This window comes from Paenibacillus sp. FSL R7-0297 (assembly GCF_038009025.1).
GTDB lineage: Bacteria > Bacillota > Bacilli > Paenibacillales > Paenibacillaceae > Paenibacillus_AQ.
Genome location: NZ_JBBPAQ010000001.1, coordinates 1730884 through 1743532, shown reverse-complemented (window position 1 = coordinate 1743532; position 12649 = coordinate 1730884). Strand labels below are relative to the sequence as shown.

The 12649-nt window shown below is 52.6% G+C and carries 7 protein-coding genes; 1 reads left to right on the top strand and 6 read right to left on the bottom strand.

Annotation, left to right across the window (positions count from 1 at the left end; translation table 11 throughout):
- Positions 1 to 86: 86 nt before the first annotated feature.
- From MKZ24_RS07555 to MKZ24_RS07540, 4 genes are all read right to left on the bottom strand, one after another.
- On the bottom strand, positions 87 to 2606 hold the full coding sequence (locus MKZ24_RS07555; RefSeq protein ID WP_340781894.1) for a DUF3656 domain-containing U32 family peptidase: 2520 nt from the start codon (positions 2604 to 2606) through the stop codon (positions 87 to 89).
- Between the two features lie 320 nt (positions 2607 to 2926).
- Positions 2927 to 4888: a copper amine oxidase N-terminal domain-containing protein gene (locus MKZ24_RS07550; RefSeq protein WP_340781893.1), complete on the bottom strand. Its 1962-nt coding sequence runs from the start codon at positions 4886 to 4888 to the stop codon at positions 2927 to 2929.
- A complete protein-coding gene (locus MKZ24_RS07545; protein WP_340781892.1) occupies positions 4869 to 6014 on the bottom strand; it encodes a S1C family serine protease in 1146 nt (381 codons plus the stop codon). The genes MKZ24_RS07550 and MKZ24_RS07545 overlap by 20 nt, the downstream gene beginning before the upstream one ends.
- A gap of 127 nt (positions 6015 to 6141) precedes the next feature.
- Positions 6142 to 6351 carry a DUF2759 family protein gene (locus MKZ24_RS07540; RefSeq protein WP_039307102.1) on the bottom strand — a complete coding sequence of 70 codons (210 nt, stop codon included), beginning with the start codon at positions 6349 to 6351 and terminating at the stop codon, positions 6142 to 6144.
- A gap of 424 nt (positions 6352 to 6775) precedes the next feature.
- On the opposite strand from MKZ24_RS07540, the gene MKZ24_RS07535 reads away from it, so the two are divergent.
- Positions 6776 to 7015: a DUF3977 family protein gene (locus MKZ24_RS07535; RefSeq protein ID WP_340790090.1), complete on the top strand. Its 240-nt coding sequence runs from the start codon at positions 6776 to 6778 to the stop codon at positions 7013 to 7015.
- Positions 7016 to 7081: 66 nt separating this feature from the next.
- Here the strand turns inward: MKZ24_RS07535 and uvrA are convergent, their stop codons facing one another.
- Both uvrA and uvrB read right to left on the bottom strand, forming a co-directional pair.
- On the bottom strand, positions 7082 to 9958 hold the full coding sequence (uvrA, locus tag MKZ24_RS07530; protein WP_042240115.1) for an excinuclease ABC subunit UvrA: 2877 nt from the start codon (positions 9956 to 9958) through the stop codon (positions 7082 to 7084).
- 640 nt (positions 9959 to 10598) lie between these two features.
- Entirely contained in the window at positions 10599 to 12590 is a 1992-nt protein-coding gene (gene uvrB / locus MKZ24_RS07525) for an excinuclease ABC subunit UvrB (RefSeq protein ID WP_340781891.1), read from the bottom strand.
- Positions 12591 to 12649: the final 59 nt, after the last annotated feature.

Below are 12649 nucleotides of genomic sequence, written 5' to 3'. Positions count from 1 at the left end.
TATTTCTCCTCAAAGGCAGTCTGGCCTAGCATGTATTTATTAGATCCTGCATCAGTACATATACGTCTGAAGATTACACAAATTGCTTACTTCGCATTAACCAACTGCCCGCGTGTAACCCCAAGCTGGTTGGTGGCCTTCAGGCTTTTCCAAACCTGCGTTCCGGAGATTTCACCACGCAAAGCGCGGCTGTACAGGCTGATGACTTCAGCGACCTGTTCTGGTGTCTCCTCCAGAAACTCAACGCGGAAAGAAGATACGCCAAGCTCACGGAAGTGATTCAGGTATTCTGCGCCTGACTGCTCAACGGCGTTATAGACAGTGTTGCGGCAGCCTTCATCCACACGGACGGGATGGGACATGCCGATCCGGTCCTGCAGAGAAGCGCGGTGCTCCTCACAAGGGCGCCCACAGTTGGTATAGTCGGTGCCTTCACTCATGAAGGTACAGTATACACAGTGCTCGGTGTGGAACATCGGCAGATGCTGGTGGATAACAACCTCCATCCGCGAAGTATCACTGTGCCCGAGCAGATCGACCATCTGCTGGATGTTCAGGTCATACGACGGTGTGACTACGTCACAGCCGGCATCCAGGAACAGATCAACTGCTCTGTGGTTGGCGATATTCAGCGAGAAATCGCCGATCAGCCGGGGATGCACAGCATCCGGATGCTCCATCCGGTGGCGCAGGTAATAATACAGCGCGCCGGTATTGCGCACCAGCACAGCATCCGGCTGCAACCGCAGGATGTTGGCATGGTAGCCGTTCTCGCTGGGCATATGGATGCGTGGTGTGGCCAGCGTGATGCTGGCCCCTGCAGCCCGCACAGCGTCTACTGCCGCCGGGAACTGCTTGATGAACTCGAAATCGGCGTAAATGCTCGTCACGCCGGCTTCGAGCGCAGCCTGCACTTGCGGCAGGCTGCGGCACAGCGCGGTGAGCTCCGCTTCACCGCGCGCCTCTGCGGCGCCCCTACGGGAGGCGCCGCCGTAGACCTCCACCTCCCGTTTCACATACACGGGAGGCTTCGGGCGCTCGCCTGCAAGCAGCGCCACCGCCTGGCGGCGGATGCTGTTCAGCTCGCGCATAGGCACGATCACGTCGCCTTGCAGATGCGACTCCAGCGCTTCAAGCTGGAACACGGTTCCGCCCAGGCGGCCGAATTGTTCTTCCAGCAGCGCGGTGTCCATCGGACGCTTCTGCGCTGTCTCCAGCGCGAGCTCCGAGTCCACACGGACGGTTACCTTCTTCTGAATGTCCGTCCACCAAGTCGTCAGCTTCTCACCGGCGCAGCCTTGCACTCTCACATGAACCGGGAATACCCGGTACGGCTTCTCGGTCTCGAACGACTGGCGCAGCGCCTTGTCGAGTGCCGGATCATTCGTCTTCCAGATGCGGTCGCCAACATGGAGACGACGCAGATCCACGTCATTGCGGCCGGGCACGATGTCGATAACCCAGCCTTCGCCGGCTTCACCTTCCAGCTTGACGCCTTTACGGCGCAAATCGTAGACGCGACCGCCTTCTTCCTTCTTCGTCGGGTCTCCAGCATCGAACACAATCCCGTCACCGCGCTTAAGCGGAGCATGAATGCGGCAGACCACACCATCGCGCAGAATCTGTTCGACGGTTCCCATGAATACACCCCTGCTTTTCGGGAAGGTGCCATCTACTAATTTCTTATTGTTAGTTCCGTCCAGGAAACCATGAGTGAAGCCGCGCGAGAAGCTCTGCTGCAGCTCACGCATGTCCTCCTTCGAGGTCGGTGTCCAGTTACCGTCAAAATACTTATCAATCGCTTTGCGGTATTTACTAACCACATTCGCAACGTATTCGGGAGTCTTGAGCCGGCCTTCAATTTTGAAAGAGGTCACTCCTGCTTCAATCAGTTCAGGCATCAGATCAATAGCGGCAAGATCTTTCGGGGACAGCAGGTAGGTTACATCCCCCATCGGCTTCACTTCTCCGTCTACCACCAGGTCATATGGCAGGCGACAGGCCTGAGCACATTCTCCGCGGTTCGCAGAGCGTCCGCCCCACATTTCGGAAGTCAGACATTGTCCGGAATAGGATACACATAGTGCACCATGCACGAAGACTTCCATCGGCAGGCGGGCTTGTTCGCCAATCGTGCGGATCTGCTTCAGATTATTTTCACGGCCTAGTACCACACGCTCCAGCCCCCAAGGCTTCGTGAATTCCACCGCTTCCGGTGAAGTAATTGTCATTTGTGTAGAGCCGTGAATCGGGAAATCCGGAGAGATCTCACGAATCATCTGGACCAGACCCAAGTCCTGTACAATTACCGCATCCACACCGGCATCCACGCAGGCATCAATCAGTTCTTTGGCATCCGGCAGCTCATTCTCAAACACAAGTATATTAAAGGTCAGAAACCCCTTCACTCCATAGCTGTGCAGAAAGGCCATAATCTCCGGCAGCTCATCCATGCGGAAGTTGTTGGCTCTGGCCCGTGCATTGAATTTCTCTACGCCAAAAAAGACAGCATCCGCCCCGTTCGCCACTGCTGCACGCATGCAGTCCCAGTCTCCCGCCGGAGCCAGCAGCTCCACGTCTTCTCTGCGTAATCCTTGCTCTTTCATTTATATCCTCCTAAACCGCCTGTACGGCGGGTCATTTACAGCTTTTTAACTTATTAATTGTATCAAATATCACACCTCTGTGCCATCGAAATGGCAAGAATTATATGAATAATAGGAGGACAGAAGCATCCATGCTGCTTTTTTTCTTTTACATCGCAATTCTCCAGTGTACGAAATACTGTCCGGCTGTATTAAATTATATCTTTCCCAGAGTAAATACACCTTCCTCAAGCTCTTTCCCTTACATAAAAAAGAACGCCCCGCTGCCTACCGGCAACTGAGACGTCCTTAGTCATTGCTAATTTTACGCTGACATTAAACTATGAGGATTCCCCCCACCCAAACGACCCCAGCACCCTCTCCAACACCGCCTGCAGGCTGGCTGTTGCATTGGCATCGTTCAGCGTGACGGTGATCGTGTAGACCACATCATTTTTGCCGAAAATGATGTTTCGCGTGCTCACAGGGATACTGTTCTTGGTCTGCTGTACGGTGAGAATTGTGGCAGGCACTCCCGCAAAGGTGGTTTCCTCCACACTTTTCACCTGCGGCCCTTTCGGGTCTTTTTTGGTATTCTGGTAATAGCTCTGCAGCTGGCTGACGGCATATTCCATGGTAACATCCGGACTGGCGTAGATCTGGAACCGTCCGCCGGTGAAGCGGTATTCCACGGTCTGGCTCTCAAAAAGATCCTGATATGGCGTCCATAGGCGCGGAATATCAATGCTGTAACCGTAAGCTTTGGAGCTCTTAGGGATCGACTTTGTGCTGAGCAGTGCGTAATCATCGGTTTCCAGACGGCCAAAGTTCTCCTTGATCTGCCCAAAATCAATATCGATGGAGTTTAGCACATCTGTGAACCGCGCCTTGTCGTCATCCTGTCCCGATGCTGTCCGGTATTCAAAATAATAGCGATAGCCGTTCTTCAGCAGCAGAATTTGATATTCCGTACTCCAGCCGTTGCCTGGATTGAGTCCGATTTCATTAATCAATACCGGCTCACCGGAGACTTTGCCTGCAATGCCGTTCTTAAGGGTATAGGCTTCGGTCACATAGGTGTCACGCAGCTGCGACTCCAGTTCCCGGCTCCAGCTCTCAAGCGTTGAGCCCGCAGGGGCGGAGCTCACTTTTACACGCAGATAACTTCCCTGTTTGCTCTCATACAATAAATGCTGGTCATCCACACTCCAGTCTGCCGGCACCAGCAGCGAGATTCCGTAGTCTTCGTTATATCCTTCGCGCAGCCCGTTTGTGACTGTGGAGAGATCGCGGATGCTTTTGTCGGAAGAATTATAGGAAGGTTGGAAGGAGTCCAGCAGCACGGCATACTGATCCAGATCTTTATAGTTCACTGCGTTATCGTCCGTCAGATAAATTTCATACAGCCTGCCGTCAGCATAATATTGCCTGCCTTCCCATAGCGCTCCGCTGGAATCCTTGCTGACTATCCGGGCGTAAGGAACCTTGGCTTCAGGCACAACCTCCCGGTCCAGTACAGTCTCTCCGCCCTCCTCCGATGACCGCACCAGATTCTCCAGCAGCCCTTCCGGATCAAGCAGCACCTCCTGCGGTGAAGCATGGACCTCCAGATAATAATCATTCTCTGCACTCATAAAAGTCGCTACATTCTCATTCCCACCGCTGTCACCCACGACAAGTCCGGGAGGATAATTCATGCTCCATTCAAAATAACTGTTGCCGATCCGGGTCTTGCCGACATCACTGTCGATGCCGCTCTCCGGTTCTGCTGCCGCCTCCTTCTCCGAAGGAGTAAGTGTCACCAGTAATCCCCCGCCATCTGCCGCAGTAATCCGCGCACCGAGCACTCCGGTCACGAACCGTAGGGGCACCATCAGCACACCGGAAACCATCCGCGGCGGCGCAGCAAGCTTAATTTTGACGCCATCCTTCCAGGCAGTGGTACTGCCTATCGTCATCGCTCCGGTATGCGGACCGTACATCAGCTTCACTACATTGTTACCTTCAAGAGAGACTGTGCTGCCGAATGCTTTTTTGAAAATCCCCAGCGGTACCATGACCGCCCCGCTCTCCGTAAAAGGTTTCTGAATCAATATCGGTTCGCCGTTAACCTTTGCAGATGTACTGCCTACTTTGAGGCTTAGCTTTAGAATCGGAGTTTCTGCCGCATAGGCATTCATACCAGGAAATACAGCTAGCAGCAAAAGCACTACCAGCATGACAGACAGTCCACGGAGTATATAACCCATCCCCAATCGCGGCGTTCCTGCTTCTGCAAGCCTTCTACTCTTCCGCCTGATCATCGCCATCCCCCTCCGCCTCTTCCGTATTCACCAATGGATCACCTTGGCCCAGAACAAGGCTTCTGGCGACGATATCGCCGTCACTTTGCATGAGCAGCTTGACCACTGCACCCGGCTTGTATTGCTTGAACCATTCATTAATGTCCACAAGCGACGTGACCCGGTGGCCGTCTATCGCATACAGCACATCTCCCTCGGCAATTCCTGCCTTTCGTGCTTCTGCAGTGACCACCTTCGTAACCGTTAAAGGCTCCTGCGTAGGCAGCCCCACAATGACGGGCCAGCTCTCCTCCAGCTCCACCCCGAGACTCGGACGCCGGACCTCCCCGTATTTAAGGAGCTGATTCATAATGTACTGTACCGTATCTGCGGGGATGGAGAACCCCATATTCTCTACACCTACTGCTGCGTATTTTAAGCTGTTGATTCCAAGGACCTCACCCTTCATGCTGACCAGCGGCCCCCCGCTATTGCCTGGGTTAATCGCCGTATCGCTCTGAATAAGCCGGTAAGCCGCATCCACCGAACGATTGAGACCGCTGATCACGCCCACGGTAGCCGAATTTCTGAGTGAGAAGGATATCGGTGTCCCAATTGCTATAACCTTGTCTCCCACCTGCAGACCCGCTGAGGTACTGGCGAATGTTGCAGGCTTCAGGGATTTGGCCTTGATTTTGATCAGTGCAAGATCACTGAACTCATCCATATATGTATCTGTGATGTTATAGCTTGTACCGTCAGAGGTAACCACTACCGCATTTTGCAGCCCCGTCATGACATGCGCATTGGTAATGATCCACCCGTCCGCTTTGACAATAATTCCTGAGCCGTGTGTCAGATTGTAACGGTCATCCGGGCCGCTGGCATCCCCGCTTGCTTTACCGATAATGCCCACAACGGACGGCGAGACCGCCCGGATAATTTGTGGAACCGGATCTGCTACGGGCTTAGCCACTTGCTCCTTGTTCACAGGTTTAACTCCGCCTACTTGTCCAGCCGTTACAGGACCTGTCCCTCCGTACACTGCACCAAATGCTGACAGCGGATTACCCGTGAATCCCGATAATAACAACCCGCACAACAGCACAACCCCACTCCGGGCAACTGCATTCTTTCCCCCGTTCATCGCCTTCCCCCTTTCTCCTGTAGAGCTGATTCCTTTATCATTTAAAAAAAGACGCCTTTAGGCTCGCCGGGTGGCGGATAAAGGTGTCTTTGAAAGACCTTGCTTCTGAAGTTAGTTGTGCCTGAACTTAGCTGAACCAATTCATAATCATTGCATAATCAGAGACTGCAAAAACCAGCAGGCTCACCACTCCGAAGCCGATGGCAAATTTGTTCTTCTGCGGAGCTTTCAATAGCCGGACCACACCGATAAGAATCAGGATCGTGAATAGAATCATAAATACATCGAAGGTATGAAATGTAGACGGTTCTTGCGCGGCAGCTTCTGCAAGCAGCATGGCAATCCCTCCCTGAAAGTGTTGTCAAGCAAGTTCATCTAATCCATATCACCTTCTATGTTATCGCTACCATTTCAGTGACGCAATAGAAATTGTCTAAAAATTATGTATTTGTCATAAAAAATATTTCCAAAGCCGGAAATCAGCTGAAATACAGAGATATTTATCATTGACCGTTTGTTGTGATATGTGATTTTCAAGGAGCTGATTCCTATTGCAACGCAAACAGCCTCTGCTATCTATTCAACGCAAAACCCTCTCTTTGAATCTTACTGCGGACATGCTGTAGTTATGCCTGTTCTGCTTCGCTGCCGCCAGCTTAATTTTTGTCTGCACACATGAAATCGCATGCCACAACCCTCACTGTAAAACTCCGGACGACGATGTTATGATCAGTCATGCAGAACTGGAGGTGCCCGCCGGCTTGAAATACATCGAATTCGGATTAGGAAACACATGGTTTGTACGAACGGAGACTGAGCAGCCTGATGGTACAGAGACCGAATCAAGGGGAATTATCGGGCCTGTTAAATGCCGTTCCCTGTATATAAGAGTCTGGATCAGAAGAACGGTATGGATTCTGGATTCACAGGACGGCTTCAAGAAAACCACAAAACCGCGCAATCAATTCAAAGTGATCATTGGTATCCGTAGTGAGTTGTAGTAAAAAACAGCCCATGCCCCACCTCGCAGTGGACCATGGGCTATTTAAGCTTGTAGCTTCCTCCGGTTACACCGTATCAGAGGTCTGAAGTTCAAGCGCCTGAGTGCGTTCGGTGTCGCGGATGAGGACTGGCTTCAGATACCGGCCTGTGTAGGATTCCTCGACCGTAATCAGCTTTTCCGGCGTTCCGGTCGCAAGCACTGTTCCTCCTCCGCTTCCGCCTTCCGGCCCCATATCAATAATATAGTCAGCAGTCTTGATTACATCGAGGTTATGCTCAATGACCAGGACCGATTCACCAGAATCCACCAGACGGTGCAGCACCTCAAGCAGACGGCCAATGTCATCTACATGCAGGCCGGTTGTCGGCTCATCCAGAATGTACAGCGTCTTGCCGGTACTCCGGCGGTACAGCTCGGAAGCCAGCTTCACGCGCTGCGCTTCACCACCGGACAGGGTTGTCCCCGGCTGGCCGATGTTGATATAGCCCAGACCCACATCAAGCAGCGTCTGCATTTTGCGGTGGATACGCGGGATATTCTTGAAGAATTCCGTTGCATCCTCGACGGTCATCTCCAATACATCGGAGATACTCTTGCCTTTATATTTCACTTCCAGCGTTTCGCGGTTATACCGTTTGCCCTTGCAGACTTCACAAGGCACATACACATCCGGCAGGAAGTGCATCTCAATCTTGATAATCCCGTCTCCCCGGCAAGCCTCACAGCGGCCGCCCTTCACATTGAAGCTGAAGCGCCCCTTCTGAAAGCCGCGTACCTTAGCCTCATTGGTCTTGGAGAACAAATCGCGGATATCATCGAACACGCCTGTATACGTGGCCGGATTGGAGCGTGGTGTACGTCCGATCGGGGACTGGTCAATCTCAATTACTTTATCCAGATTCTCCAGACCGCGGATTTCTTTATGCACACCGGGACGGACCTTGACGGCCTTGTTGAGCTGGCGTGCCAGGCTCTTATAGAGAATTTCGTTAATAAGCGAAGATTTGCCGGAACCGGATACTCCGGTTACTGCTGTAAAGACACCAAGCGGAATCTTCACATTTACATTCTTCAGATTATTCTCTTTAGCCCCGCGAATCTCTATCCAGCGCTCATTATCGGTAGGCCGGCGTGTCGAGGTAACAGGGATGAATTTGCGTCCGCTTAAGTATTCACCAGTCAGGGAGTTCGGATCATCCATAATCTCCTGAGGTGTACCTTGAGCAATTACCTGTCCGCCATGTATTCCGGCACCGGGACCAATATCGATAATATAGTCGGCAGCCATCATAGTATCCTCATCATGCTCAACGACGATCAGAGTGTTGCCCAGGTCGCGCATATGAGCCAGCGTAGCAATCAGCCGGTCATTATCCCGCTGATGAAGCCCTATGCTCGGCTCATCCAGAATATACAGGACACCCATCAGACTGGAGCCAATCTGTGTAGCCAGCCTGATCCGCTGCGCTTCACCGCCGGATAACGAGCCCGCTGCGCGGCTAAGGGTCAGATAGTTCAGCCCTACATTTACAAGGAATCCTAAGCGGCTGCTGATTTCCTTAAGAATCAGGTTAGCGATGGCCGTTTCTTTCTCACTGAGCTTGAGATTCTCGAAGAAGTCCAGACAATCTCCGATCGAAAGATCCGTAACATCGGCAACATTCTGCTGATTAATCGTCACAGCCAGAATCTCTTTCTTGAGTCTTTTGCCTTTGCAGACATGGCATGGCTTGGCGCTCATGAAGCCTTCGATAAACTCACGGATGCCTTCGGAGGCAGTATCGCGGTAACGGCGCTCCAGATTCGGGATGATCCCTTCAAAAGCAACAAGTGCATCCTTGCGCTGGCCAAAGTCGTTCTCATAACGGAAGCGGATCTTCTCGCTGCCCGTTCCGTGCAGCAGCTTGGCCATATGCTCCGGCGACAGGCTGCTGACAGGAACATTCTGCGGAATTTTGAAATGCTCACATACCGACTTCAGGAACTGCGGATAGTAGTTCGATGTACTGCCTGTCCAGGCTAAGAATGCACCTTCTTCGATGGACTTCTCCGCATCCGGGATCAACAGATCCGGATCGACTACCATCTTCACACCAAGCCCGTCACATTCCGTGCAGGCACCAAACGGGCTGTTGAACGAGAACATACGCGGAGCAAGCTCTTCTATACTGAACCCGCAGATTGGGCAGGCAAAGCTTGCGCTGAATAAAAGCTCTTCCTGGCCCATCACATCGACCAGAATCTGACCGCCCGACAGCTTCAGTGCAGTCTCCAATGAATCGGTAAGACGGGTCTCTATATCATCCTTAATGACAATCCGGTCAACAACGACTTCAATTGTATGCTTCTTATTCTTCTCCAGTACAATATCTTCCGTAACTTCGCGAAGCTCACCGTCAACACGCACACGAACGAAGCCTTGCTTGGAGATATCCGTGAACAAGCCTTTATGTTCACCCTTACGGCCGGAAATCACAGGGGCCAGAATCTGCAGGCGGGTCTTCTCCGGGTATTGCATAATCCGGTCCACCATCTGTTCAACAGTCTGTGATGTAATCTCTATACCATGATCCGGACAATGGGGATGCCCTACCCGGGCAAACAGCAGCCGCAGATAGTCATAAATTTCTGTAACCGTACCTACGGTCGAACGCGGGTTACGGCTTGTGGTCTTCTGGTCAATCGATATTGCCGGGGATAGCCCGTCAATGGAATCCACATCCGGCTTCTCCATCTGACCCAGGAACTGGCGGGCATAGGCAGACAGCGATTCAACGTAACGGCGCTGGCCCTCAGCATAAATCGTGTCAAATGCCAAAGATGATTTACCCGAGCCGCTCAGTCCCGTCAGCACGACGAAGCGGTCACGCGGAATCGTTACGTCGATGTTCTTGAGATTATGTGCCCTTGCACCCTTGATTATTATACTTTCGTTCGCCAACGGTACCTCTCCTTTATAAAAACCTATTAAAATGGAAAAACATTTAGCAAAATATTTTCGATCCCTCCCAAACCCTCCCTTCCAAGGGAGGGCCCCAAGGGTTGCACCCTCTGGACACCCGCAAGCTCGGCGGAAAGAGTTAGGACTGGGATGGAATCGGCTACTGGGGCAATAGGAGCGCTAGTCCCTACGGGACCGCTATACTATAGGCGCAGGATAGGGCTCGCGGCATGCTGCAGCGGGCCGACAACCGCTGTTCCTGCGGAATGCGCGAACTGCAGCTGTCCCTACGGGATGCGCAAACTGCAGCTGTTCCTTCGGAATGTGCTAAGTGCGTAACTGCAAGCTGTCCCTACGGGATGCGCAAACTGCAGCTGTTCCTTCGGAATGTGCTAAGAGCGTAACTGCAGGCTGTCCCTACGGGATGCGCAAACTGCAGCTGTTCCTTCGGAATGCGCTAAGTGCTTAACTACAAGCTGTCCCTACGGGATGCGCAAACTGCAGCTGTTCCTTCGGAATGCGCTAAGTGCGTAACCGCGGCTGTCCCTGGAGGATGCGCGAAGGGCAATCTATCTTCAAAAAGAACGGCCAGTGAAGCGCCGTTCCGTGATCATTAAGTGTAAGTGCTGGCGGGGCCAGCTTACTCGGCCCTCAGTTCAAGCAACGCATCGCGCAGCTCGGCGGCGCGTTCGAATTGCAGGTTCTTGGCCGCGTCCTTCATCTCAGCCTCCAGACGCTGCATCAGGCTCTGCTTCTCTTTCTTATTCAGCTTGCCGCCGGCGCCGGTGAGGTAATCGGCCTTGGACTCGGCCACCTTGGTGGCCTCGATGATGTCACGCACTTTCTTATTGATTGTCGTTGGCGTGATGCCGTGCTTCTCATTATGGGCAATCTGAATTTCACGGCGGCGCTGGGTTTCGCTCATCGCCTTCTCCATGGAATCCGTAATACGGTCGCCGTACAGAATGACACGTCCATCAGAGTTACGGGCCGCCCGGCCGATCGTCTGAATGAGCGAACGCTCGGAGCGGAGGAAGCCTTCCTTGTCAGCATCGAGGATGGCGACAAGGGAGACCTCCGGCAGGTCAAGACCTTCTCTTAACAAGTTAATACCCACCAGTACATGGAACGTACCGAGCCGGAGATCCCGCAGGATGGCCATCCGCTCCAACGTCTTGATATCGGAGTGCATATAACGCACCTTAATCCCGATTTCCTTGAAGTAATCGGTCAGATCCTCAGACATCTTCTTCGTAAGTGTTGTAACGAGTACACGCTCATCACGCTCTACACGGTCACGGATTTCACTAATCAGGTCATCGATCTGACCCTCTGTAGGGCGTACTTCGATGATCGGGTCCAGCAGGCCGGTAGGACGGATAATCTGCTGCACCATAGTATCGCAGTGCTCCATTTCGTATGGTCCCGGTGTAGCAGACACATATACAATCTGGTTCACTTTCTCTTCGAATTCCTCGAACTGCAGCGGACGGTTATCCAGCGCGGACGGCAGGCGGAAGCCATGCTCCACCAATACTGTCTTACGCGCACGGTCACCATTGTACATAGCCCGGATCTGCGGCAGCGTTGCATGGGACTCATCAATAACAATCAGCATATCATCCGGGAAGTAATCCATTAAGGTATATGGAGTCGCTCCCGGCTCACGGAAGGTAAGCGGGCCGGAATAGTTCTCGATACCGGAGCAGAAGCCTACTTCCTTCATCATCTCAATATCATACCGCGTCCGCTGCTCCAGGCGCTGGGCTTCCAGCAGCTTGCCCGCATCACGAAGCACGGCCAGCCGTTCCTCAAGCTCCCGCTCAATGTTGATAATAGCTACACGCATTGTCTCTTCCTGGGTGACAAAGTGCGAAGCCGGGAAGATCGCGATATGATCGCGCTCGCCAATCAGCTCTCCTGTGAGAACATCAATCTCCGTAATGCGCTCTATCTCATCCCCGAACAGCTCCACACGAATCGCATGCTCCCCCTGTGAAGCCGGGAAGATCTCGACCACATCGCCGCGTACCCGGAACGTCCCGCGTACAAAGTTAATGTCATTGCGCTGGTACTGGATCTCCACGAGCCTGCTCAGAATCTGATTGCGCGGCTTCTCCATCCCTACCCGCAGTGTCAGCAGCATACTTCCGTATTCCTGCGGCGAACCGAGACCGTAAATGCAGGACACACTCGCAACAATAATAACGTCACGCCGTTCGAACAGCGAACTGGTGGCGGAGTGCCGGAGCTTGTCAATTTCTTCATTTATGCTGGAATCTTTCTCTATGAAGGTATCGGAGGAAGGAATGTACGCCTCAGGCTGGTAGTAATCGTAGTAACTGACGAAGTAGTCAACGGAGTTGCTTGGAAAAAATTCTTTGAACTCACTTGCCAGCTGCGCAGCAAGCGTCTTGTTGTGCGCAATGACTAGCGTCGGGCGGTTCAGTTTGGAAATCACTTGTGCGATGGTAAAGGTCTTGCCTGTACCTGTCGCTCCCAGCAGCGTCTGGTGCTTCTTGCCCTGCCGGATGCCGTCCAATAATTCTTCTATGGCATGAGGCTGATCGCCCTGGGGTGTATACTCGGACTCCAGTTCAAATGTCTTTGTACTGACGACAATATCACTCATTTGCCCGTCTCCCCTCTATCGTCTAAAATATGAATATATTATAATTGTGGCCCTAATGA

Excerpts from the sequence above, each read along its gene's own strand:
- uvrB (WP_340781891.1), bottom strand. The coding sequence starts at position 12,590 with ATGAGTGATATTGTCGTCAGTACAAAGACATTTGAACTGGAGTCCGAG.
- MKZ24_RS07545 (WP_340781892.1), bottom strand. The coding sequence starts at position 6,014 with ATGAACGGGGGAAAGAATGCAGTTGCCCGGAGTGGGGTTGTGCTGTTG.
- MKZ24_RS07550 (WP_340781893.1), bottom strand. The coding sequence starts at position 4,888 with ATGATCAGGCGGAAGAGTAGAAGGCTTGCAGAAGCAGGAACGCCGCGA.
- MKZ24_RS07540 (WP_039307102.1), bottom strand. The coding sequence starts at position 6,351 with ATGCTGCTTGCAGAAGCTGCCGCGCAAGAACCGTCTACATTTCATACC.
- MKZ24_RS07555 (WP_340781894.1), bottom strand. The coding sequence starts at position 2,606 with ATGAAAGAGCAAGGATTACGCAGAGAAGACGTGGAGCTGCTGGCTCCG.